This is a genomic window from Photobacterium satsumensis, assembly GCF_050336935.1.
In the GTDB taxonomy this organism is placed as follows: Bacteria; Pseudomonadota; Gammaproteobacteria; order Enterobacterales; family Vibrionaceae; genus Photobacterium; species Photobacterium satsumensis.
In genome coordinates, this window is record NZ_JAKJSK010000006.1 from 131504 (window position 1) to 157079 (window position 25576).

The window sequence follows — 25576 nt, forward strand, 5'->3', positions numbered from 1 at the left end:
GAAACTATAAAAAAGGCCAGCAAGCGCTGGCCCCTTTGATTTGGTCGAGATTGCCGATTAAGCCTCAGCGGATTCCGCTGGTGCTGTTTCAGCTTCTGGCGCCGGGAACTGTTTAACAGGCTTGGCAACAAGTTGGCGAGTCGAAGAACGTACTTCGGCAATGGTTACTTCAAGCTGATCACCAAGTTGGTATTCTTTTACCTTGTCGATGTTCACGATTCCGAGCTCACCGTTACACTCAATGCGCTCTTTGTTATCAATGATCAATGGAGCAGGGATGAAAGCTGCTGCACCATTCTCCAGTAGACGAACACGCATGCCTGCACGGTTGATGTCGAAAATCTCAGCGGTAAATACTGTCGCTTCTTTAACGGCATCTTTAAGCAGGCGGACATATAGCCAATCAGCAACATCACGCTCAGCCATGCGATGGCTGCGGCGATGAATCGCGATCTCTTCACCCACACTGTCATCTGGTGTTTGGCTTGGCTCTTGGCCTGAGATAACGGCTTTAAGCAGGCGGTGGTTGATCATGTCGCCGTACTTACGGATTGGTGACGTCCACGTAGCGTATACATCCAAGCCCATCGCATAGTGAGGGGCAGGTTTGTTGCCTACTTCACTGTATGCTTGGAACTTGCGCAAGCGGTTATCAAGATAAGTACTATCCTGATCATTTAGCCAGCGACGAAGTGCACTGAAGCCTTCTAATGTCAGTAGTTGATCTTTTTCGAACGGTGCCTCGGCTTTGGTTAGGAAGTCCATTGCCGTATCCAGCTTCTCTGGGTTGAAGCCGTTGTGGTAGTTATAAACACCCAAACCGAATTTTTCTTTCAGCACGCGACCTGCACAGATATTTGCTGTGATCATCGCTTCTTCAATCATGCGATTGGCAGTGCGGCGAGGGTCAGTGTGAATCGCAACAACATCGTTATCTTCACTCAGTTCGAAACGGTAGTCTGGACGATCTGGGAATACAACTGCATTTGTCGCACGCCATTCACTGCGAGCAATAGCAAAACCATGAAGCGCTTTAACTTGCTCTAGGATGGTTTCGGTTGGGCTCCACTTGTCACTGCTGCCTTTCTCAAGCAGATCAGAGACATTGTCGTAAGCCAAGCGGCCTTGTGATTTGATCCAAGCAGCGAAGAAGTGGATGTCATCCTGGATGATGCCGTCTTTATCAATGCTGACACGGCAACAAATCGTTGGACGTTTTTCTTCTTCTAGTAAAGAGCAGAGCTCATCGCTTAACTCACGAGGAAGCATTGGAATATTTCTGCCCGGCAGGTAGATGGTGAAGCCACGCTCACGCGCTTCTTTATCCATCTTGTCACCGACTTCTATATAAGAGGTTGGATCAGCAATGGCGATGGTGATCTCAAAGCCGCCATCATCTTTAGCAACGGTGTAAATTGCATCGTCCATATCTTTGGTCGATTCACCGTCGATAGTAATGAAAGGAAGCTCGGTTAGGTCTTCGCGTTCTAGACCTTCTTCAAGCATCGACCAGCTATCCTGAGGTGCAGGCTCTGCTTTTGGCAGATCGTGGCGAGCCAGTGTTACCCACCATGGCGCAATCTTGTCATTGCTGTCGGTGATCTTTTCTTTAATTTCACAGAAGAAAGTTTTGTTGTCACCAACCAGCGGGTGGCGTGTCATGTTGGCAACAACCCAGTCACCTTCTTTCAGTAACTCTGGGTTAAGGCCTTTGACGGGGCGAGCTTTAACGGCATCTTTCAGCTGCGGATGATCGGGAACAACATGCAGGCGATCACGAATTAGCTTTACTCGTCCAATAAAGCGAGTAACGAATTGCTCAATCAGTTCCTGTGGCTCGGCAACCTCACGCTCCTTTTCCGTACGAATAACAGCCATAACACGGTCACCGTGCATAACTTTTTTCATATAGTTAGGTGGAATGAAGTAGCTTTCCTTGTTGTCGACTTCAAGAAAGCCAAAGCCACGGTCCGTTGCTTTGATGCTGCCTTCTTTTTTAGGAAGCGTTTCCTGAATTTGTTTTTTAAGCTGTGCTAGTAAAGGATTATCTTGAAACATTATGCCCGGTCTCAGGTTGTTAACACGCACACTATAAAGTTTTCAGCCCATAAAACCAAGCTCAAGACCAAATGTGGCAAAAATGTCCTTCACTCACGGCTTTAGATAAACAGCCCAAAAAACATACGTTAGCGCGCAAAATCCATAAGATTAACCTAATTCTATAAATTGCCTCACAACCAAGCACCGAATAATACGATATAACTGGAATAACAATTGGTTGCATGTTGTTGGTTAGACGGTGTAGCTATCAACGTATAAGAAAAATAGCTGTGGCTAGGTACAAACTATGGGTAAAACAGTAAACAGAGAGCTGGACACACTCGTTGAGCAACTGGTACGACAGGAGAATATGTCCCAGTGGTGCCAGAAGTTGTTGGTAACGCTTCAGAATAATTTTCACCTGCAAAACATGACATTCATGATCGAACAAGAGAGTGAAATTATCGTGGTTGCAAGCTGGGTGGATGGTGTATTCGACTATTACTCGGCGGGGCTATCGCTCGATGAGTATAATGGTGTTCCACTTGGGCCTATTCAATTTGCGCGTGATAGTGGCCAGTTTGTTCGAACTTATGTCAATCGTCCTTATAAAGCAATCTGGTACGATACCTGTGGTGATTGGTGCCAATTAGTACTTCCTATTATCATGCACGATAGACCCGTGGGCTATATCTATGCCGAAACCGACAAGCCTGAGTATTTTGAAGCAAGGCTAAAGGAAGTAGAAAACTTTTTTGCGGTCATTGCGTCTGATGTTAGCGCACGGGTGTTGCTGAAAGAGTTGGACTCGCAACATCAATGCCGTCAGAGTGCCGAAGCTGAGCTTGCATTGCGTAACCAATCGCTTAAGCAGTATTTGATATTACTTAAGAACCTACATGAACTGACATTAAGTTTGTCAAAAGTCACTACCAGTGATGAATTGTTTAAAACGGCGGTGAGGTTAGGTCGAGAAAAACTTGATATCGATCGAGTGGCGGTGTTTCTGATTGATTTTGATAAAAATGAAATGCGAGGAACATACGGTACTGATCCTGAAGGTCAGCTGGTATGCCGACGCTCATTTTGTAGTGCAGTGCCTGATCACCCATTGGTCAATGAGGCCCTAAGCCGTAAGGATCATGTCGTTGTGAAAGAAAACGCCCCGCTTTATTACGGTACCGAGCAGGTCGGGACTGGCTGGAACGCGATGATAGCAATGTGGAATGGTGATCATTGTATTGGCTGGATTGCTGCCGATAACTTGCTTAAGCGTCAACCTATCACTGAGCATGGCAAACAAATCTTCAAATTGTTCGGAGCCGCTTTGGCTCAACAGATTGTTATCCACCAACAATACGAAGAGTTGAGACAGCTTAACCTACAGTTGGAAAAAAGGGTAAACCAAAGAACACAGGAGTTGCTCGCGACCAACGAAGCATTAGAGGCGGCAAATCAAAAGTTGGAGTGTTGGTCGATGCAAGATGGGCTTACCCAGGTTTCGAATCGACGCTTTTTTGATGCCGCGTACCAAAGGTTATGGCAAGAGGCAAAGGGAAATGGCACTTCATTGGGTATCATAATGCTAGATATCGATCATTTTAAGGCATTCAATGACTTCTATGGCCATTTGCACGGCGATGCGTGTCTCAAGAAGATCGCTAGTATGTTAGATACATTGGCTGGAAAGTATGATGGCGCTGTTTTATCACGGTTCGGTGGTGAAGAGTTTGCATGTATCTTGCCGAAGTGCAGTCAGCAGCAGTTGGTAACACTCGCCAGCGACATGGTTGAAGGGGCAAGACTGATGAAGTTGGAACACCGAATAAATCAGCACGGTGTTATTACGCTTAGCGGAGGTGGGTGTGTTATGCCATCTTCAACGTTACATCAGTGCGATGTTGATACAGGAGCTGCGGCGTGTATATCACAACAGCCATTTTTTGAACTATCGCAGGCGGAAGAGGCTAGCCAGTTAATAAATAAAGCGGATATGGCTTTGTACCGGGCAAAAAAAGCAGGCCGAAACCAATTTTGCATTTATGATTCTGACATATTGCCATTATAAAGAGGGGTTTATGTCGTAATACCCCCTATTAGTAAGAGGGTTTCGTTTCAAAATTAAGCTAAATAGTAGTAAGAGAGTTACCAAATCAACCTGTTTGTATAAATAGTAGGTACTTGAAGGTTAATTTGTGACAGTGCTCAATTTTTTCTGGCTTTTTATCTAGTATTGGCGCACAATGCGCGCCTCTATAGTCGAGGCCCAAGCTTGTGGTTGCTGTTGCAGAACCGTTTATTAGCGTTAGGGGCCCCGTTTTACGTTAGATCATTTATTGGGATCCCAATGCAAGAATCTGTTACAGAATTTCGTCAGTTAGAACTGGCCGACACACTACTATCCGCACTAGACTCAATGGGCTTCGTTGCGCCGACACCTATCCAGGCGGCGTCTATTCCTCTTCTACTTACTGGTGCTGATGCACTAGGTAAAGCACAAACAGGTACAGGTAAAACAGCTGCGTTCTCTTTGCCTCTACTAAACAAGTTGGATCTTGGTCAACATAAGCCTCAGGCTATTGTTATGGCTCCGACTCGTGAACTTGCAATTCAGGTTGCTGCTGAAATTAAAGTTCTTGGTCAAAACATCAAAGGCCTTAAGGTACTAGAGATCTACGGTGGTGCATCTATCGTTGATCAAATGCGTGCACTTAAAAATGGTGCTCACATTGTTGTTGGTACACCTGGTCGTGTGAAAGATCTTATCTCTCGTGACCGTCTACACCTTGATGAAGTAAGTACGTTTGTACTTGATGAAGCCGATGAAATGCTGAAAATGGGCTTTGTTGATGACGTAACTTGGATCATGGAACAAGCACCAGAGTCAGCTCAGCGCGTATTGTTCTCGGCAACTATGCCTCCAATCGTTAAGCAAATTGTTGACCGTTTCCTACGTAACCCAGAGCGCATTGACGTTGCTGGTGAAAACCGTACTGTTTCTCAGGTTGAGCAGCAGTTCTGGGTCGTTAAAGGCGTAGAGAAAGACGAAGCAATGATGCGTCTTCTTGAAACGGAAAATACTGATGCGTCTATCGTATTCGTACGTACCCGTCAGGATACTGAGCGTCTAGCTGATTGGTTGTCTGCTCGTGGCTTTAAAGCTGCAGCACTTCACGGTGATATTCCACAGTCATTGCGTGAGCGCACTGTTGATCACATCAAAAAAGGTGTTATCGATATCCTAGTTGCGACTGACGTTGTAGCTCGTGGTCTTGATGTACCGCGTATCACCCACGTATTCAACTACGACATCCCATTCGATGTTGAGTCGTACATCCACCGTATCGGTCGTACTGGTCGTGCTGGACGTGAAGGTAAGGCGATCTTGTTGGTGCGTACTAACCAGATCCGCATGCTGCGTACGATTGAGCGTGTAACTAAGTCTCGTATGGAAGAAATCCAACTTCCAAACCGCGACCTTGTTGCTGCATCTCGCCTGAACCGCCTAGGTCAGGAGCTAGAAGCTCAGAAAGAAGAATCTAGCCTAGAAGCATTCGTTGAGCTTGTAGAGAAACTACAAGAAACCATCGAAGTTGATGCTGCTACACTTGCTGCGATGCTACTTAAGCGTCAGCAGGGTAACCGTCCTCTGTTCTACAAAGGTCCGGACCCAATGATCGCTGCTATCGAGCGTGAGAAGCAACGTCGTGAGCGTCGTCGTGATGACCGTGGTGGCGAACGTGGTGAGCGTGGTGAACGTCGTGAACGTCGCACATACAACAACGCTGACTGGGACACTTACCAGCTACAGGTTGGCCGTGAGCAAGGTGTTCAGGTTAAAGATATCGTTGGCGCAATCGCAAACGAACTAGGTCTGAGCAAAGAGTTCATCGGTGCTATTAAACTAGCTCCTGGTCACACGTATGTTCAGCTTCCTAAAAAGATGACAAGCGAAGTGGCTTCTCAGCTTAAGAAACTGCGTATTCGCCAGAACGAAGTGAAAGCTGTTGTTGTTGCTGACGATGTACTTCGTGAGCACCGCCGTGGCGGCCGTGATGGCAACCGTGACGGTAACCGCGATGGTAACCGTGGTGGCTACCGTGGTAACCGCGATGGTAACCGTGATGGTAACCGCCCACGTCGTGACGGTGAGCGTCGCTTCGACCGCAACCGTGGTGGTGATAACCGTGGTAGCTACCGTGGTGAGCGTAACCATGGCGCAGCACCTCAGCGTGACCGTAAGCCTCGCTTCGAAGATTAATCAACGTAGATATAACTATCTCGTTTGATAAATGATGAATCCAGCCCCACTCGGGCTGGATTTTTTTATGTCTGCGATAAACCCCATACCTTTCCAATGACTTAGGTTTCAGGTTGTTAAGTCTGCTTTTTGAGACAGATATAATTGTTCCTTGTGGCACACGCTCTATACTTTCCCAAATGGTTACTTATAGGGAATGTCGACATGTCTCCAGAAGTCTCAACATGGTTAGTGCGGGATCCGGACCCTGCTACACGAGAAGAACTTCAGCAGTTGGTGGACGCTAACCGCCAATCAGAGTTGACAGAGAGGTTTTCTGCTCGTCTGGCGTTTGGTACTGCAGGGCTACGCGGTATTGTTGGTGCAGGGCCAAACCGCATGAACCGGTTGGTCATTCAAGAAACGGCCTTGGGGCTAGGGAAATATCTGCTTCAGGACGATCCCCTGTCAGCGTCAAAGGGGGTGGTGATTGGCTATGATGGTCGCCCTGATTCTCGCCAGTTCGCCCACGATACAGCCTCCATGCTAACGTCTTTGGGGATCAGGGTGTACCTGACCGAAAAAGTGGCGCCTACCCCTGTGGTTGCCTTTGGTGTGCGCCATCTTAATGCGGCTGCCGGTGTGGTTGTCACGGCTAGCCACAACCCGCCAGCGTATAATGGGTTTAAGGTGTACTGGGGCAATGGTGCGCAAATTATCCCTCCTCATGATTCGGGTATCGCCCAGCAGATAGATATCGCAGCCACGGAACCTTTACCTGAGCACGCAATTGATGATGCTGAACGGGAAGGCTTGTTGGTGTGGCTAAATGGTGACTTCTACACGGAGTACCGAAAAGCACTCAATAATAGCGATTTGCTTTCAAACCATCACGAACCCGAGGCAATGAGCTTGGCCTATACCGCGATGCATGGTGTTGGGGCGGAGTTGGCTGAGTCGCTACTCGCTGATGCTGGTTTTACTCAGGTTTACAGTGTCGCCGCTCAGCGGGAGCCTGATGGAACGTTTCCCACGGTGAATTTTCCTAACCCGGAAGAGCCTGGGGCAATGGACTTGGTGATTTCTGAGGCGGAAAAGCATCAAGCCATGTTGGCCTGTGCCAATGATCCCGATGCAGACCGGTTTGCAGTCGCTGTGCGGACGGAGGAAGGGACTTATCAAATGCTGACGGGTGATCAGGTCGGTGTGTTGTTAGGCCATTACTTGTTAACCCATGCAACGCCGACACAGAATTTGGTGGGGACGACGATAGTCTCATCAACGTTACTGGAGAAAATTGCCGAGTCGGTAGAAGCTTCCTTCTTTCAAACGCTGACCGGCTTTAAGTGGCTGACGAATGTGGCAATGGAAAAACAGACTGAAGATAGCCAGTTCTTATTTGCTTATGAGGAAGCACTCGGTTATACCGTGGGCAATGTTGTATGGGATAAAGATGGTTTGTCTGCGCTAGTTGCTTTTGCTCAGCTAACAGCGGAGCTTGCTGTAACAGGGAAAACCGTGTGGGATCAGCTAGAGTCTATTTATCGTGAGCATGGCTTATATATCAATGCTCAGCGCAGTATCGCACTGCAACCGGGTACACCCCCTATCGGTGATAGCTTGCGTGCGTCACCCCCTGATTATATCGCTGGGCGGGGAGTGACAATGATTGATGACCTGAAAGCGTCCAAACGTATCTATGCCGATGGCCAAACAGAAGCGATAGATTTACCGCCGAGTGACGTGTTGATTTATCATCTTGATGACGACTCTCGCGTCGTGGTTAGGCCGTCAGGGACTGAGCCAAAACTAAAATGTTATTACGAGGTGGTTGAGGCTATGAGCCATGAAGATGGTTTTAACCACGTTCAGCAGCGTGCTGAAGAGGCAATGGACGATCTGATCAGTAAGCATCAGGCATCGTTAGGGTAACGTTATCTATCCCAGCCAGTGAGAGCGATTCTGGCTGGGGAAGACGTTATCTGTCAGGATATAGAGTTTACCCGTTACGCTTTTCGTTGAGTTCTGCGTAAGTATGAAGCAAGTCTGTCAGTGCTTTAATCCAGCCAAATGCGTCTTTTGGCGCGTTGACTAAAAGCTTTTCCACTTCATCACAATGCTGCTCTAGAGTAACCGCTTCTTCCAAGTTGAAAGACATAGCGTAGAAGTGCCAAAGAATCAGGCGGGTCATACGTACCGTATTTTGCTTGGCATTTTCCGACTCTTCGAAAGCGGTGCTGACTTCACCAAGAGCAATCGCGGTCATACGCAGCATTGCATCAAACTGAGCCGATTTCATGCGATCTTCGCTGTCGATCTCTTCCTGCTCGAAGGTAAAGATCTCTTGCATTGTATCTTCAGGTACCATACGGCCAATCACACGCAAGCTGAATTCTTCCAATTCATGGCGTGGCATTGTCATCAGGCACTCTAGTTTGTAATCGCGTTCCATTTTATCTCTGCTTGGCTATCAGTTGTGGGGCGCGTATTTTGCGTGATTTTACCGATAATTTCCAGCCGTGAGGTAGAGTTAGGTCGTTTATGATGGTCAGGTTTGAATAAAGGACCAATATGCTTTGACAAAGTACTGACAAAATTAACTGAACCTTGCGGTAAGGTCGGCGCGAATTTGTAACGAAAGCGACATTATGACCAAGCAACAGAAGCGTATTGAGCCTCAAATAACAGAACTGGGTATCTCATCATCTGAATCCTCGGCACCAAAGAAAAGTGTTAAGCCTCGCCGCTCTTACCGTAAATTGAAATTTGCGGTTATGGGGGTATGTCTGCTTACCGCCGGTGGGGTGGTAAAAATGGGTGTCGATATTAATGATGAAGTGACAGCAAAGTTCGAGGGGCAATTGTGGCAATTACCTTCTGTTGTATATGCGCGTGAATTGGCACTACAGCCAGGTGCGGTGATCCGCTATGACGATTTGATCAACGAACTTGAGGCACTGAAATACCGTAAGGTCAGCAAGCCGTCTCGCCCGGGAGAGTATGCGACCAGCCGCTTGAAGGTGGAGTTGATCCGCCGTCCATTTGAATTTCGCGATGGTCAACATGAAGCTCGACATGTTGTTGTTGAGTTTGATTACTCCAAGGTTAAATCAATCGTTGAGGCGGAGACAAACCGAGAGCTAGGCTATATCCGCGTTGAACCTAAGCTATTGGGCATGTTGGAAGCGAAGACCGACGAACAGCGTCTTTACCGTCCGATGGATGAGATGCCAGAAGCCTTGATCGACGCCTTGATTGCAACAGAGGATCGCGACTTTTATCAGCACGACGGTATTTCACCGACAGCGATAGCAAGGGCATTTATTGCTAACCTCAAAGCGGGTCGGACTGTACAGGGGGGAAGTACCCTGACTCAGCAATTGGCCAAGAATATGTTTTTGACCAGTGAACGCAGCCTATGGCGAAAAGCGCGTGAAGCCTATATGGCACTAATTATTGATTATCGCTACAGCAAAGATCAGATTCTGGATGCCTATCTGAATCAGGTATATTTGGCCCAAAGCGGTCGCGATGCAGTGCATGGTTTCGAGCTCGGTTCGCGTTTTTACTTCGGCTTGCCGTTGTCAGAACTTCGGGTCGATCAGCAAGCGTTGCTGGTTGGTTTGGTTAAAGGGCCATCATATTACAACCCATGGCGTTATCCAGAGCGTACCAAGCGTCGTCGAGATCTGGTATTGCAGTTGATGTTTGAAAACGGGGTGTTGGAGCAGGATGATTATCTGGCCGCTGTTGAGAAACCGCTCGACATTCAAGACAAAGGAACGATCTCAAACCGCCAGCCTGCGTATTTTGGTCAGTTACAGCGCGAACTGGCTGCAAAAGTGAAAAATTATCAGGCAGGAAAGGGGCTAAGGCTCTTTACAACATTGGACCCTCGCTCCCAGAAGATGGCTGAGCAGTCTGTGCGTAAAGTGATACCGCAGCTTGAATCTAAAGCCGGTGACCAGCTAGAGACTGCAGTGGTTATTGCCGATAGAGTCACCGGTGAGATACGCGCTATGGTTGGCGGATCCCGTCCTGGATACGACGGCTTCAACCGTGCCGTTGATGCCAAGCGTCAGATTGGCTCTGTGGTAAAACCTGCGGTATATCTAGCGGCGTTGGAACGGCCGAAGCGTTTTTCCCTTTCAACAAGTCTTCAAGACCGGCCATTGACACTAAAAGGCCAGAATGGGGAAAATTGGTCACCGCGAAACTACGATCGTCAATATCGTGGTGAGGTGCCACTTTATACAGCGTTGGCAAAATCATACAACATCCCGACAGTGAATTTAGGCATGGCTGTTGGCTTGGATGAAGTGATCAGTACCATGGAAAAATTGGGCATTGATAAAAACGAGGTGCCGAAGTTGCCGTCGATACTGCTTGGCGCATTTACCCTGACACCGGTCGAAGTCACCCAGATGTACCAAACCATTGCCAGCGGTGGACATCGATCAGAGTTATCTGCTCTGGGCGCGGTGGTGGATAATGAAGGCAACATACTTTATCAGTCATTACCCGTCTCTACCCAGACAGTTTCGGAGCAAGCCTCTTGGCTAACGATGTATGGCTTGCAACGTGTGGTGAGTGAAGGGACAGGGCGCTACCTCAATAAAATCTTGCCGTCTTCACGCTTGGCGGGGAAAACCGGTACATCTGATAAAGGCCGTGATAGCTGGTATGTCGGTGTTGATGGCCGCGAAGTGGTGACTGTTTGGATGGGAAGGGATGATAACAAATCTGTTAAACTGACTGGCTCTTCAGGGCCGCTGCGTTTGTATGCTGATTATATCCAAAGTCGCGACCCTGAGCCTTTAGTTATGCGGGCGCCTGAACAAATCACCGAGTTTGATTACTACCGTGATCAACGTGGCGTATTATCACAAAGCTGCGTAGGACAAACTCATCTTCCAGCTTGGGATCCTCAAGGGACACTAAAACAAGGCTGCGTAAAAAAGGTCGAAAGCTTCTTTAAGCGCCTTTTTCAATTTAATTGATATACCCAAGTCAAATCCAGTGACAGTTAACTCTAAGTGCTTGGAGTTAACTGTTATTTCTGTATTGGTTTGCAATAAGCAAAAAAGACAGCAGGGACAAAGAAGAAGAATATAAAGCTATATTTTTCAGTTGCTTATATTGCAGTTTAATTGGCTCATAAATTGTATTACTCATTGTAGAGATAAAAGGAGTAGGCAATGAGCATCATCGCAGGCATTTTTTCGACCCGCTGGACACCAGAGCTCGAAGCGGTCAAGCACAATATCGACAGACACATATCACGCAATCAGGATGACGTTCGTCACAGTTATTCTGACTCTTACCTATTTTTGAGCCAGGTTGATTATCAGTGCTATGGCGCTGCAGCCAAGGCTGACGATGACAAGGGATTTGTCGTTGGGACCGGGCACCCATTGCTAACTTCATGTATTAAAAGCGATATGAAGTCGCTGCTTGAAAGCCAACAACTAGAACAATCCTTGAACGAGGCCGAAGGGACTTTCTGTGTATTGCATTACCAGAAAAGGACCCAACAATTATCGATATATACCGATAGTTTAGCGATTCGGCCTTATTACTTTATGCAGTTTCAAGGCGCTGTGATATTTAGCACTTGTTTGCGACTGTTCCCAGAGCTAGGGATCCCGCTTGAAAATAATCTAGAGGCGTTGACAGAAATAGCGACTTTAGGTTACCCATTGGGGAGTAAAACACCTTACAATCAGGTGTTTGCCTCTCGCCCCGGTGAAATGTTAGAAATCTCTGATTTGAATATGCTGGAATCTGGATCTATCGGCCTTCAACGAAAGCGATATTTTAAGTGGTCCGATAGCGATATAGCGCCTTGTTCACTGGAAGAAGGGATAGAGCGTTTGGATACCGGCTTCAAGCAAGCTATTGAGCGATACCTTGGTTCGGATAGTTCAACAGTCAGTACATTATCCGGAGGGTTAGATTCGCGGGTAATTGCCGCTGAACTGCAGAAAAGGGGAGTCGAATTAGAGTGCCTTAACTTTTCGCGCAACCATTCGCAGGATGCGAGTTATGGGCAACAGTTCGCCGCCTATCATCATATCCCCCTTCACAGTGTGAGGGTGACAGATACTCAGGAATTAACCGTTGAGCAACGGCTTGGCAAACACTGGCAGCCGGAGAGCTTTGAGTACTACGATAAATTATCGCGGCCACGGCTTTTCTGGTCTGGAAATGGTGGAAGTGTTTGCGTCGGACAAATATACACTGGGGAAGCCGTTCTTGAGGCATGCCGACAAGAGAACCTTGAATTGTTGGTCGATTGCTATTTAGAGCAGCAGATGGCCTATATCCCTAACCGTTTAATCAAGCAGGGAGCAATGCTACAAGAGCGTCTCAGGGAGAATATTCTTGAGAGCTTTAAGGAGTATGCGCATTTACCTCTCCTCAAGGCATATCAGTTGTTCTTATGGGAGAACGATCAGCACCACCATCTAGCACTGCCGTACGAAGAGGTAGATCGTTTTCAGTTGGACTTTTGTTTGCCCTTTTACAGTAAATCAGTTCTCAAAGCGATGTTCGCCATGGATACTCAATGGGCATTAAAACACGGTATATATATGGCTTGGCTGCAGCAGTATTATCCCCAAGCGCTATTGACCCCCTGGCAAACCTACCCTGGTCATATTCCCTGTCCGATTGATGTTGAAAAACCAAAAGCCACTCAATGGCAGTTTACTTTACCGACAAAGACAAAAAATCTATTACTCCGAGAAGCAATAGCCACGGTATTTAGTGAAAATGCAAATATGTTCAATCGTTCTGTGTTGGGTGTGCAATTTACCCTGACGGCGCTGAGGCTTTATGATTGCACGGCAGGACTGACAATGGTCAAGCGGATGAATACTTATATCCTTAAGTGATTTGGATACATGCTTTGACTTGGGTATTGAAGGGTTATCGGCTAGAATGCACCGCTTGTTGAAACGTTCGGAAAATAAACATGCGACTATTGAAATCAACCGTGCACCCTGATTTACAGCACCTTGAAGCATCTGAGCTCCAGCAAAAGATGTTTCATCGCAAGGCAGCACGAGGCATCATTCTTAATGGTGAAAATATCCTGATGCTGTATACCGAACGTTACCATGACTACACCTTGCCCGGTGGCGGTATTGACGACGGTGAAGATGCGATTGAAGGTTTGATCCGCGAGTTGGAGGAAGAAACGGGGGCTCAGAACATTCGGGACATCCGTGAGTTTGGTATCTACGAAGAATACCGCCCTTGGTACAAGCCTGACTTCGATATCATGCACATGCTCTCATATTGTTATGTCTGTACCATTGACGAACAGCTTGGCGATACAAAACTGGAAGATTATGAAGTAAAAAATGGTATGAAACCGGTTTGGCTCAATATTTTTGATGCGATTGCCCATAACGAGCACACCATTGCCAACAGTGAGAAAAAAGGTATGTCAATTGAGCGTGAAACCTTCTTGCTAAAAACCATTGTCAGTGAATTGCTGGAAACTGACGTGTTACCGCTAAAAGCGGCGAGCTGATAAAAAGTACAAGCAGGCAATTAAGATGTCGAGCAAATAGAACGGTTTCCCATGGAGCCGTTTTTTTGTACTTAAAATTCGAGAAATCAATATTACTGAGTTTGGTATAGCGGTAGTGTGTTTATTTGCGGCTGGACGTTAAATTGCATGATTTATATCACACAATCTCACTGGTGGAGAAAGTTTTTCTATATGTGCTCGTTTATAGAGGAGAAATAAGAAAATATTTTTCTCTAGATAGCGGTACATTAACCTTATAAAGACAATGGCTTATATATCCTTACTTTGCATTTAAATAAGCCTGATACCCTACAAAAAGTCATGAAGGTGATGAACATGAAAAAGCATCTATGGAATGGTTTCATTGAGACTGTAAAGCGTGAAGTTGTGCCAGCGCTGGGCTGTACCGAGCCAGTTTCTGTTGCTTTGGCTGCTGCAATGGCAACGCGTGAACTAAATTGTATTCCTACTCATATAGAGGCTTTTGTTTCACCTAACTTGATGAAAAATGGTATGGGTGTCGGTGTGCCGGGTACCGGAATGGTTGGTTTGCCCATTGCCGCGGCAGTAGGCGCATTGGCGGGCGATGCTGATGCGGGCCTTGAAGTGCTGAAAAATATTACTCCGGAAGACGTAGAGTCAGCCAAAGGGTTGCTAGACAGCAAGGCGGTATCGGTAGGTGTTGCTGATGTCAGCAACATTTTGTTTGCCAAGGTAACAGTGAGCAATGGTACGGATACTGTGACGGTAATTATTGCCGATAGTCATACACGGGTTGTGTCTGTTGAAAGAAATGGCAAAGCGGTGTTTATTGCAGACCAAGCCAATACCACTCAACCAACCGCCAGAGAGAACATTTTCGAGCAAGCAACAGCTGAAGATATTTTCGAGTTTGCCCTCAACGCTCCGTTAGAAGATATTGAATTTATCTCTCAGGCTTATTCATTAAACGATGAGCTCTCCAAAGAAGGGTTGACTGGTAAATACGGTTTGCAAATTGGAGCGACTTTTCAGCGTAATGTCGACCGAGGTTTGCTATCTGGCGGCTTGTTGACTGATATTTTACGTCGCACATCGGCTGCATCAGATGCCCGAATGGACGGGGCAATGAAGCCGGCGATGAGCAACTCGGGCTCGGGTAACCAGGGTATCGCAGCGACCATGCCGGTTGTGGTGGTTGCAGAGCATATCAACGCTGACCATGAAACAACAGTGCGTGCCTTGATGATGTCTCATCTGATGGCTATCTATATTAAAAGCTACCAGAATAAGTTATCGGCGCTTTGTGGCGCAACGACCGCCTCCATGGGGGCAGTTGCGGGTATGACGTGGTTGCTTGGCGGTCAGTTCAGCCATATCAGCAATGCAATTTGCAGCATGATTGGTGATATCACAGGTATCATCTGCGATGGTGCAAAAACCAGTTGTGCAATGAAGGTGTCATCTTCAGCGAGTGCTGCTATTAAGGCGGCACTGATGGCGCTTGATGGTATCCGAGTGACAGGTAATGAAGGTATTGTCGCTGATGATGTTGATACATCTATACGCAATATGTCGGCATTAGCCAATGGTGCGATGACCCAAACAGATGTCCAGATCTTGGAAATCATGGTCCACAAATAATTCTTCAGTAATTAATCGTTGAAGAACCAGTAAAGTACACAGGCAAAGGGCACTTCGGTGCTCTTTTTTATTTGTATCGCAACTTGGCTTAGCTTTTGAAGATAGCTTGCGTTGATGGAATCACTTCGGAAAAGCTCGAACCCGGCGTTAACGACTTCATTTTTGTTATGAAGTCTAAGCGGATTTTGGTGTACTGGTAGCGCGTTTTACACACGAGCCATTCAGAACGATCAGGGTGTACCTCAGTATTGATACATTGCCCTTCCACTGTGCTGTCGTCTCTGAGCTCAAGCAATACGTCATAATGGGCGTCACAGGCTTGTTCGAGATGATTTTGCAGCATGTAGTCGACGGGTTGGTAACGATTTGTCATAACGCGGTCTCTGTATTAGGGGCTGCGTTGTTGTTTTGGCCCCAAGTTGAGTGAAGATTCCATAGCCACCACATAAAAGCGTAGTCAAAAATGAGAATCTCGCTTAAAACTGAAACAACTTGAAATGATTAAAGTAGGTGTTTTGTTATTAGGAGAGAGGCCACTACGTCATTCATAGTGACCTCAGGGGGAAGAATTATACTGCGATGCTTACCGGTTGTAGGTATTGCTGCCATGCATCATGATAGAGCGACTTTGAAGTGGCTCTTAGCTTTTTAATTTGCGCTGTTTCAAATTCACTTTGTAGGCGATTCTGGCTAAGTGCAGTTCGCTCAATGTGCTGAATTTGTTCGTAAATTTTGTGTTCCTCACCATTTTTAACGTCCGAAATAGCATCGAGGTGCAATTGAACTTCGGCAATCAGCTCGGAATCAGGCAGTTGAACCAGCAATTTCAAGTCACGGTAACCAGAATCAGTCGGTGCCTTAAATCGGTTCTTAACCGACACGATAGTCGCTTCTTTGCTGATCAGCTCAAAAGCATCAACCAAACCATGGATATCATCTGCAACCAGTGAAGCTCGGGCCAAGTCGGTGATCTTGCTAGCATCACCGTTGAGTTCAGTGGCAATTTTCTTCTCTGCTCGTTCTCTTGACTTTACATCTGGCAACACGATATTGGTGTTGGTCATCAAGCCCACTTCGTTCATCAAGTTAGCCAGTTCCTGCTGGGCTGAAGGGGCGACGTTGTATAAATCCTCGAAATTTGTGTATGGCTGCTGAATATCAGCCGCACGCCAGGTCTCAATGCTATAAAGTCCGCTCAGGCTTTTTTGGAACGACTTTTTGCTGGCTTCAGAATGCTTCGGTGATACCTCATAATCATTTCCAGAGTAGTCTGCCATCAATGGTGCTGCCATCGCTGACCCGCGGGTCAGGAAAAACAGAACAAAACACGTTCGAAGTACAGATTTAAAATGCATCAAACAACTCCTTTGCTGCCCGATCAAATCAGGCATCATACGTAAAAGGGTGTATCTCAGCGGGCAGAGCCTGCTTAGAAAAAGTGACGTATTTATTTGAGTTGCTAGCTACTCTATGCTTTCTAGATTAACAAAGTTATCTGAACGCTGGATGAATTTGGACAGTTCATTGATGGGAGTTAACAGACCGCTGACAGAGAGTCTCGCAATTGGTTGAAATAAAAGGGGAGCCAGCGGCTCCCCTTTACAAAATTTTTGTTAACTTGCCAGTGCAAGTGGTTCTGGTTGCAGGTATTGATGCCAGGCTTGTTGGTATAATTGCTGGGATTCCTGTCTTAGTACTTTGATTTTTGCCACTTCGATATCATTTAACTGTCGTTGTTCTTGGCTGGCTTGGCGCTCTATGTGCTGAATAGCTTCGTAGATGCCGTGCTCTGGGCCACTTTTGATCTCTGCAATAGTATCTAAGTGGAGCTGCACTTCGGCAATTAAACCTGTTTGAGGAAGCTGTAGCAGTAGTTTTAGGTCTCGGTAGCCAGAAGAGGCCGGTTGTTTGAATCGATTTTTGGTTTCGACGATAGTACTTTCGCGACTCAGGTGGTTAAAAGCATCGACCAGCGACGAGATGTTATTGGCGACAAGCGTACCGCGCGCTAGATCTGTCAGTTTTTCCGGTTGGCCATGGAGTTCGGTGGCAACCTTCTGCTCTGCACGTTCGCGCGATTTTACACCAGGAATAATAGGTTGTTCTGCAGTATGAAGGCTGATTTGGGTCAGCAGTTGCTCCAGCTCTTGCTGGGCAGCTTGAGCCTGCTGATATAGCTCGTTGAATTCGTTGTATGGCTGGCTTAAAGCTTCTTGCCGGAAGCTAGGTATTGAATATAAGCCGCTAAGGGAGCGTTGGAAGTTATCCTTGGTGTCTTGTGTTGGGGATGGAAGTTTAAACTCCGAATCAGTAAATTGTGGTACTGCTGCATTAGCAACGGGGCCACGTCCGAAAACACATAACAGAACGAAACACGTTCTGAACAAAGACTTCGCGATCATTGGATCTCCTTGGTATCACCGCTTCAACATCAAGCGGTATACGTAAGATATCTGGGCACAGGCTGGGTTTTCAATATGAACCTAGTCGAAAAGCTGTTAGCAAATTATCATCCTGTGACGTGCTTCCCAATCAGCATATTTACAGTGTGAGCTAGCCCATAAATAGGAATATCTCCTTTTATGTGTCATAGAGCCTCAAAATGGTAGAATACGTCAGTGATGTTAATTAAGAGATAAATGATGCAACAAGATTTATTGATTATTTTTGCGGCTATTTGGCTCGCAATGGCTGCGGGTAGCTATATGTTGTTCCAGAGGGGGACGGATGTCGCAAGAAAACGCAAGTTATGGCCGATATACACCATTGTAAACAATGTAGTGATCGGTGCTGTGATTGTATATATGCAACCTCCAATACCCATGATGCTAGGGTTGTTGGCGCTTATGGTGCCGTTGACGTGGTTGACGATACGTTCAACTAAGTTTTGCGACGGATGTGGCAGTCCCTCACGCTCACCATTTTTTATGAAGCCACCCGAGAAATGCTCTCATTGCCAGAAAAAATTGTAAGCGCAGAGGAGAGGTTTCTCACGCACAGGCCTTTTCAGCCAATGGCGCGGTGTCGAATTGGATGCCTTGCCAGCCATATTTCATGAAATGGCGGATGTTTTGGTGATCGGTCGCGTCAGGGTGCTGCAGAACATCGATGCGGTAATAGTCACCAAAGCAAGCAAGGGTTTCCGCTTCCGATAGCTGATTGAGTTTGGCAAACGCAAAGATCCGGCAAGATCCTTCATTGGTTGCGGCTTCATTGAAGAGGGTGTCGTTACCTAAACCGTTGGTAAAAGCAGTCGGATGGTAGGTGTAGAATTGCTCGATGATTGCCATCACTTCGGCAAAAGAGACGTTGTCAGGTTGGGATTTCAGTTTAGCTAGTAGTGCTTCCATGGCAAATATCCTTTAAAGAGGGGCGAGATACATTGATATCGCCCCTGAGTAACTGGCCGCAATTAGGTGATTAGCGGTTACCTGACTTTTTTGCTTGCTGCTTTAGTTCAAAATCCAGCTCATCAGGGAACACGACTAGGCCATCTTCATCCTGGTTTGGGAAAATAACGACGGCAAGTTCATCGTCTTCCATGCCATGTGTCCAACGGCTATGCCATTTATTCAGGGAAATAGCTTCTGCCTTGCATTCTTCCCAATCACCGGTCGCCCAAGACTCGGCAAACTCTTTATTTGGCCATACTGGTACACAGTCCTCGTCATCGGTATTGAGCATAACGCAACCATGTTCATCCGTCAGAATCCAGATTTCGCGGTTGCTAACCACTTCTTTCACCAAATACTTATAACGCTTTTCGGCATCATAACCTTGAATCTGCTCAATTTGGCTTGGTTCTAATGGCGTGGACATTCTTATTTTCCTGTTACACATAGTAGTAGCGTCATAGCATAGAGGAAAATTAGACTTTAGTCATGAAAATAGCCTTATCCGCGATGGGTAAGGCTATTAGATAAAGGCAATTTTAACTTTGGGGATTACTTTAGGGTGTATGGAACACGAACAGTGAGCTGGAAGTCAGGGGCATCAGCAGTTAGACCGGCACTGACACCGACATTCAGTGTTGTATCTGGGTTAATTGCATAGTTTGCTCCCATTGATATGGAGTCTAGTTGTAGCAGCTTGGAATCAGAAGGGGTTGACCCATCAACTTTGGACTTCAAAATGGTTTTGTGGCTGAGACCTAAGCTGAATGAAAATTTAGGATTAACTGAGAAACCCATACCAGCACTGAACCCAATAGTATCCCCGAGATCGATTTTATTACTGATAGACTCACCATCTATTTCTGAAGTGACGGTATCTTCAATATTCCAAATGTAACTGAGATTGGCGTAGATAACGGCTGGGTCCATTGGCATGATCATGGTGACGCTCGGTTCAATACTTGGGAAACCAGAACCTGTCGGAAGTTCTTCAAAACCAAACTGTGTATCTACAGGCACATCATAGGGTGAAGTACCTGTCGTGGTTTTAAACCTAAGTCCTGCAATCCAGTAGGGCGCGGTTTCCATATTAATTTGATATTTGAACGCGGCCTCTATATCACCTAAGTCATTGCTACTGAAAGTGCGAGTTTCGGCTGAGTCACTGCCTGAATTTACGCTTCTTCGCGAGATAGAGTCGTAACGATAGACCCAAGGGATACGGGCCTCAACTTCAAGGCGGTTGGTGATACCGTACCGTCCAGTAAGACCAAAAGTTAGCGTTGTTCTATCGGTGTCGTTAGCTTCTATTAGCCCGACGATAAGGGAAGGAAGGACTGTATAACCAACGACCGATACTGTATTTGAAGAGTTTTGTGTAAAAGAAAAGCTGGTATCAAGTACAAATGACCCTTTAGGTGTTAGTACACCCGGTAGATCGGGGTCAAGGAGATCGCCGAAGGTTTGCACTCGTTTTGGCTTTTGATTTGGCTGCGCTGAATCTGCTGCTTGCTCGGTTTCCGCTGCAACAGTCCCAGATATCAAAGCAAGAAGCGCGATAAAGCTTTTGTTATTGAAAGTACTCACGATTTCCTCACTTAATTCACTTAGCTCACCCATAAGTAATAATGTGGTTATTGCTTTTATATGGTTATCTAATTTAGCTACGTAATAAAAAACTGATAACTTCAGATAAGAAAATCATAGTAGAGGTGAGATTTATATGGTACTTAAGAATCTTATTCTCGGTCTTGAAAGTGAGAAATGTTATATCTTTTCTCTAGAATGAGAAAATGAAAATATTGTTTATTTATTGAAGCAGGATTCTAAATATTGAAAAAGTGAGACTGATTTTCATATTTATTACGTTATAAGCTCTAGGAATTAAAAGAAAAAGTTCAGAATGAAAAGCACAAAAAATTATTAAAAATAATACAGGAACTTTTCTTGGCAACACTATAGTTAAGTTATCTCGCAAACACGGCGGGTGATTATAAGAAAATAACTACTAAATATATTTGGAGTATGACCATGCGTAAAACACACATCGCAATTTTAGTAGCAGTTGTTAGCTCTCCACTTGCGCTAGCGAATAGTTATGACCCATATAACCCATACAATCCATATGATAACGGTAATGATAAAACAATTACTGATTCTTTTAATGACGACCTTGATAAGACTATCACATTAGATGTTGATAAAGAGTACACAATCAAAGATTCGTATAATCAAGATAATGATACTCTTAAAATGAAAAATGTTAACAACTCTTACAGTGAAGAGTGGACTGATAACAGCATGAATGATTACAGCCAGGATATCGACATTACTGAGCTGCAAACCTACCATGTTGCTAAGTCAGAACTTCATGGCTACGTAACATACTCTGATGTTGAGTACGGTGGTGCATGCTGTGAGCACAGCTATGACCCATACGGCGGTTACGGATACGGCTCATCAGGTGGTGCTGGTTCATTGACTGTTACACATAGCAATGACATGTCAGGTGCGTTCTCTAATGCTTCAGGTATCAACATTGCTGGTCAGAACGCGGGTAATAACTCTTTGGTTCAACAAAGTGCTAGCACTAACGCGGTATTGGCTGGTAATTAATACATAACTGAGAGCTGCTTTGCAGCTCTCAGGAGGATGTCATGAAATATTTAACGCTGATAGTGGCTACATTGATTACTTTTAGTGCAACAGCTACTGACGAGTTGGATATTCTAGCAAGTTCTGAATTATTATCTGAAGAGTTCATGATCCACTCTCGTGGGGGTGAATATGAATTAGAAAGTGAAAGCCTTCAGGCAAGTTCAGAAATGTATGGCGATGTTACAGGTAATAGTGCGTATAACAATACTTCAGGGAATAATATACTCGACGGTGGGGCGTTAAGTAATTCATCTGGGGTCTATAATATCGTACAAAACACCGGTAGTAATGTATTAATTCAAAATGCAACCGTGATAAACCTGACATTGAAGTAATTGTTAGTCTATCTTTGCTGGCATTAGCTTGTCAGCAATAAACCAAAACAGTTTCTCTTTGGTTTCGCAGGGCGTAACAACAAATGCTTCTGGTTTATAGAAATAATAATGTGAGATTAGTCTTGACCAAACGGACTTGTAAAACTATTACAAATACAAATACAAATTGGAGTAATATCATGCGTAAAACAAAAATTATGCTATTAGCAGCTTTGGTCGCATCACCTATGGCACTTGCAAATGGTGGTTATGGTGGTGGTTATGGCGGCTATGACGAATATGATGATGTCACCATTGATGGAAGCTTCAACGATACTACTACATTGAATGCTGACGTAACTGTAAAGAAAACTTATACAGAAGATTACGTTGGCAATCAAGATAACGATAAATTGATCATGAAAGATGTCGGTAATACCTATGACATTGACTACGAAGATAATTCTCAAAATGACTGGTCTGAAATTTCAAAAGGTCACCATGAGTGGGATGAATTATTGGCGGAGTCTTTGATTGACGGTGCGGTAATGGGTAATACGGTGACTTATGGCGGTGCATGTTGTAAAGGCAGCGCTGGTACAGATGTAATAGTTGATCATACTAACTCACTACATATGGGTTACCAAAGCGCTTCTGGTATCAATATTGCCGGTCAGAACGTGGGTAACAACTCAATGGTACAACAAACTACAAGCACCAATGCAGCGCTTGTTGGCTCAGGTGGAGCAAGCCTACCGGGTGGTGGTGGCTCATACTAAAATATAAGGGCCGAAAGGCCCTTTCTTGATTTCTTATAGGTGTAAGTATCATCAATTATATTGTTTGATAGGCGTTTATGTATGAAAAAGTCAATTATCATGCTTATCAGCGTATTAGCATCAACAAGTACACATGCACTCGATTACTTTCCTAGTAGGGGGGGGTATAATGTGCAGGTAAAAAGTTATCAAGAGCAGTTATTTGGTGATGTTTTTAGGCAGCAATATGACTTCAGTTGTGGTTCTGCGGCTGTAGCGTCACTGCTTACGTATCATTACGATATTGAATCCCAAGAAAATATTATTTTTGAATATATGTTCAAGCATGGAGATAAAGCGCAGATAGAGAAACAAGGTTTTTCAATGCTAGACATGAAATCCTATCTTGAATCTGTTGGTCTTGATGCTAACGGTTACAATATACCTCTAGATAAGTTCCATGATTTGCGTATACCGGCAATTACTATCGTTAATTTTGATGGATATATGCATTTTGTTGTAATCAAGGGGATGAACGAAAAAAATGTCATTTTAGGCGACCCATCTAGAGGGACATTGCTTATTCCAATTGAAGACTTTAAGCAAGTCTATAAAGGAACAGTTTTATTGGTGAAGAACCGAGTCGAACAGGGTCGGGGAAGTTTTATCACTGCAGATAATTATAATATATATAATCCATCACCCGTGTCAGAGGCTGTTGTAAGAGACTCATTATCAACGTTTAGTATTACTCTGCCTGGTAGTAATGATTATTAGAGGCTAGTATGAAAAGGTTAACACGGTTAATTGTCGCATCGGCAATAGGAGCATCTGCTCTCATTACGCATGCATCTATTGGTTTCCTTAGTATTGATGACTTGGGCTTAACAACTCTAACAGACGATGAAATGTCGTCTTTGAGAGGGGGGTTTGTTTCAGTCAACGATAATATTATTAATATTGGTTTATCGGTAACGACAGAAGTTAATGGCGAAACAGTATTAAACACGCATGTTGCTGATTTCACAATCAGTAACGGTATCCTAACCAGTCATGAAGGTACTCGTACCTATGATTATGATGATCCTTTAAAGGTTATCAGTGTGGGTGAAAACAATATTGCCAATGTAAGTTCGACACAAGATGCTATAGGTACCGTTGTTCAAAACACATTAGACAATACTGCGATTAAAGTTGAAACAGTACTTGATATTGAGGCTGATATTGAAGGCTTCAATCGGCAAAACTTGTTCAACAATCGATTGGAACACGCCATCTTACACAATGGTTATTAAATCAATTGCAATATAAATTTGTGTTTTGGTACTTTTTTGTCATGTAAAGCATTGTTTTCTTAACAATGCTTTTTTTTATTTCTTGTAATATGGTTGTCTTCGAGAAAAAGTTCAATTTTTTTCTTATCATTTTAAAAGTTGTAAGTTTCTGATAATTCTGTCATTTACCCTCTAGTTCCTGTAATTGCAAAACACTTGATGTATTTTCTTAGATTTGAAACGCATCACAACGCAAAAATGTCACCTATATTTTTATTACAAACACAATAAATATAAGTTGATAAAAGGTGACTTCGATGGTGACTCAAAGTCAAAATAAGTCAATAGATGGTCGTTTAGTAGCACTGGGATGTAACTACGAACCTTGGATTGCGCTTTTAGAACAATCTGGATGGAAAACCCACTGTTGTTATGATTTACGTACGGTTGATTCAATTCTGGAAGAATACAGTCCGTGTATATGCGTTGTTGATTTAAGCAATAATGATTTTAGCTTGAATAGTATTTCATTGAGGGCAAACAAAACTAAGCAAGTGAAGTGGATTGCAATTATTAAGAAGGATCAACTTAAAACCGATGCAATCTGTCAATTCATCAATAACTTCTGTGTCGATTACTTTACTGTACCCATTCCAAGTAGCCACATGCTGAGTACTATTGGACATCAGCTTGGTATGCTTGAGATTGAGTCAAGCTCGTGGGTAGAGATCACTTCGCAGCATGACATGGGGCTGTACGGTGAGTCAAAATCCATCAAACAGTTGCGTGATATGGTACGTCGTGTAGCGATGACCGAAGTGAACGTTTTCCTGACCGGGGAAAATGGTACTGGCAAAGAGTTGATTGCGAAGTCTATCCATAATCTCTCTAAGCGAAAGAATACCCCGTTTATTGCGCTAAACTGTGCGGCTTTGAGTCAGGATGACGATAACATGGCCCTCCTTGATGGCAGTTATCGCCAAGAAGACGGTACACCTTTTAATGGCACACTGATGCTGGATAATGTTGATGAATTATCCAAAGAGATGCAGGAAGTGCTTTTAATGTACCTGCAAGCTCCTAGCTGCGATAGCTTAGAAGGAGAAGCCTCTGGGGATGTACGTATCATTGCCTCCACCAGTGCTGATTTAGAAGCAGCGGTGACCAATGGTCAATTTAGCAAAGAGCTGTTCTATCGTCTGAATGTCTTCCATATTAAAGTACCAACTTTGCGTGAGCGCGGTTCAGATATTTTCTTGCTCGCCGAAACCTTTTTGACCAAGTTTGCGCGTGAGTACAGCACAATGGCTTCGTCTTTCTCTGAAGACTCCAAGCAACTACTACTGCGGTATAGTTGGCCTGGTAATGTTCGAGAGCTAATCAATCAGGTAAAACGTGCGGCCTTGCTTGCTGAAGGTAATGAAGTGAAAGCCGAGCATTTTGATTTACCCAGCAAGTCTAACCTCAAGCAAAGTCTGCGTAATATCAAGGATGAGGCAGAGAAAGATGTGTTGGTAGCAGTACTTGAGACCCATCGCGGACAAGTTGCTTCAGCAGCAAAAGATCTTGGTGTTTCAAGAGCGACAATGTACCGCTTGCTAAATAAGCATAATATTGTGCCAGATGTCCGCCATTATAATAATGGTTATGCAAGAGAGTGAAATTGATATGCTCTTTATAAAAGGTCCCGAAAGGGGCCTTTTTTTATGGGAATTTCAGGTGGGAAGATAATGCTTT

Annotated in this window: 21 protein-coding genes; 13 read left to right on the forward strand and 8 right to left on the reverse strand. The window is 44.8% G+C overall.

Going from position 1 to position 25576, the window contains the following annotated elements; genetic code table 11:
• Window positions 1-57 precede the first annotated feature (57 nt).
• Window positions 58-2058 carry an exoribonuclease II gene (locus tag L4D79_RS00720; RefSeq protein WP_428646009.1) on the reverse strand — a complete coding sequence of 667 codons (2001 nt, stop codon included), beginning with the start codon at window positions 2056-2058 and terminating at the stop codon, window positions 58-60.
• 289 nt (window positions 2059-2347) lie between these two features.
• Here L4D79_RS00720 and L4D79_RS00725 point away from each other — a divergent pair, with 289 nt between their 5' ends.
• The 3 genes from L4D79_RS00725 (at window position 2348) to L4D79_RS00735 (ending at window position 8212) form a co-directional block, all read left to right on the forward strand.
• Window positions 2348-4108, forward strand: coding sequence for a sensor domain-containing diguanylate cyclase (locus L4D79_RS00725; protein WP_428646011.1), 1761 nt, complete (start codon window positions 2348-2350; stop codon window positions 4106-4108).
• Window positions 4109-4387: 279 nt separating this feature from the next.
• Window positions 4388-6301 carry a DEAD/DEAH box helicase gene (locus tag L4D79_RS00730; protein ID WP_428646014.1) on the forward strand — a complete coding sequence of 638 codons (1914 nt, stop codon included), beginning with the start codon at window positions 4388-4390 and terminating at the stop codon, window positions 6299-6301.
• A gap of 204 nt (window positions 6302-6505) precedes the next feature.
• Window positions 6506-8212, forward strand: a complete 1707-nt coding sequence (locus L4D79_RS00735; RefSeq protein ID WP_428646016.1) for a phospho-sugar mutase — start codon at window positions 6506-6508, stop codon at window positions 8210-8212.
• Between the two features lie 67 nt (window positions 8213-8279).
• Here the strand turns inward: L4D79_RS00735 and L4D79_RS00740 are convergent, their stop codons facing one another.
• Window positions 8280-8732 carry an exoribonuclease R gene (locus L4D79_RS00740; protein ID WP_428646019.1) on the reverse strand — a complete coding sequence of 151 codons (453 nt, stop codon included), beginning with the start codon at window positions 8730-8732 and terminating at the stop codon, window positions 8280-8282.
• Between the two features lie 196 nt (window positions 8733-8928).
• Between L4D79_RS00740 and mrcB the strand changes: the two genes are divergently transcribed.
• The 4 genes from mrcB to L4D79_RS00760 all read left to right on the forward strand — a co-directional run bounded on the left by mrcB (window position 8929) and on the right by L4D79_RS00760 (window position 15443).
• A complete protein-coding gene (mrcB, locus tag L4D79_RS00745) occupies window positions 8929-11280 on the forward strand; it encodes a penicillin-binding protein 1B (protein ID WP_428646021.1) in 2352 nt (783 codons plus the stop codon).
• A gap of 198 nt (window positions 11281-11478) precedes the next feature.
• Window positions 11479-13176, forward strand: a complete 1698-nt coding sequence (locus tag L4D79_RS00750; protein ID WP_428646024.1) for an asparagine synthase-related protein — start codon at window positions 11479-11481, stop codon at window positions 13174-13176.
• A gap of 80 nt (window positions 13177-13256) precedes the next feature.
• A complete protein-coding gene (locus tag L4D79_RS00755) occupies window positions 13257-13820 on the forward strand; it encodes an NUDIX hydrolase (RefSeq protein WP_428646026.1) in 564 nt (187 codons plus the stop codon).
• 336 nt (window positions 13821-14156) lie between these two features.
• Entirely contained in the window at window positions 14157-15443 is a 1287-nt protein-coding gene (locus L4D79_RS00760) for an L-cysteine desulfidase family protein (RefSeq protein WP_428646029.1), read from the forward strand.
• A gap of 88 nt (window positions 15444-15531) precedes the next feature.
• Here the strand turns inward: L4D79_RS00760 and L4D79_RS00765 are convergent, their stop codons facing one another.
• The 6 genes from L4D79_RS00765 to L4D79_RS00790 form a co-directional block, all read right to left on the reverse strand.
• Window positions 15532-15816: a Rho-binding antiterminator gene (locus L4D79_RS00765; protein WP_428646032.1), complete on the reverse strand. Its 285-nt coding sequence runs from the start codon at window positions 15814-15816 to the stop codon at window positions 15532-15534.
• Window positions 15817-16012: 196 nt separating this feature from the next.
• Window positions 16013-16798: a RelA/SpoT domain-containing protein gene (locus L4D79_RS00770; protein ID WP_428646034.1), complete on the reverse strand. Its 786-nt coding sequence runs from the start codon at window positions 16796-16798 to the stop codon at window positions 16013-16015.
• 258 nt (window positions 16799-17056) lie between these two features.
• On the reverse strand, window positions 17057-17845 hold the full coding sequence (locus tag L4D79_RS00775; protein ID WP_428646037.1) for a nucleotidyltransferase family protein: 789 nt from the start codon (window positions 17843-17845) through the stop codon (window positions 17057-17059).
• A 588-nt stretch (window positions 17846-18433) separates the two neighbouring features.
• Entirely contained in the window at window positions 18434-18793 is a 360-nt protein-coding gene (locus L4D79_RS00780) for a HopJ type III effector protein (protein WP_428646039.1), read from the reverse strand.
• 70 nt (window positions 18794-18863) lie between these two features.
• Window positions 18864-19262, reverse strand: coding sequence for a DUF2750 domain-containing protein (locus L4D79_RS00785; protein ID WP_428646041.1), 399 nt, complete (start codon window positions 19260-19262; stop codon window positions 18864-18866).
• Between the two features lie 125 nt (window positions 19263-19387).
• Window positions 19388-20422, reverse strand: a complete 1035-nt coding sequence (locus tag L4D79_RS00790; RefSeq protein ID WP_428646044.1) for a transporter — start codon at window positions 20420-20422, stop codon at window positions 19388-19390.
• 444 nt (window positions 20423-20866) lie between these two features.
• On the opposite strand from L4D79_RS00790, the gene L4D79_RS00795 reads away from it, so the two are divergent.
• From L4D79_RS00795 to L4D79_RS00820, 6 genes are all read left to right on the forward strand, one after another.
• A complete protein-coding gene (locus L4D79_RS00795) occupies window positions 20867-21451 on the forward strand; it encodes a hypothetical protein (RefSeq protein WP_428646047.1) in 585 nt (194 codons plus the stop codon).
• Between the two features lie 41 nt (window positions 21452-21492).
• Window positions 21493-21828, forward strand: a complete 336-nt coding sequence (locus tag L4D79_RS00800; protein WP_428646049.1) for a carbon storage regulator — start codon at window positions 21493-21495, stop codon at window positions 21826-21828.
• A 179-nt stretch (window positions 21829-22007) separates the two neighbouring features.
• Window positions 22008-22586 carry a hypothetical protein gene (locus L4D79_RS00805; RefSeq protein WP_428646052.1) on the forward strand — a complete coding sequence of 193 codons (579 nt, stop codon included), beginning with the start codon at window positions 22008-22010 and terminating at the stop codon, window positions 22584-22586.
• Window positions 22587-22667: 81 nt separating this feature from the next.
• Window positions 22668-23342: a C39 family peptidase gene (locus L4D79_RS00810; RefSeq protein WP_428646055.1), complete on the forward strand. Its 675-nt coding sequence runs from the start codon at window positions 22668-22670 to the stop codon at window positions 23340-23342.
• Between the two features lie 8 nt (window positions 23343-23350).
• Window positions 23351-23860: a hypothetical protein gene (locus L4D79_RS00815; protein WP_428646058.1), complete on the forward strand. Its 510-nt coding sequence runs from the start codon at window positions 23351-23353 to the stop codon at window positions 23858-23860.
• Between the two features lie 296 nt (window positions 23861-24156).
• Window positions 24157-25500 carry a VpsR-related response regulator gene (locus L4D79_RS00820; RefSeq protein WP_428646060.1) on the forward strand — a complete coding sequence of 448 codons (1344 nt, stop codon included), beginning with the start codon at window positions 24157-24159 and terminating at the stop codon, window positions 25498-25500.
• Window positions 25501-25576 lie beyond the last annotated feature (76 nt).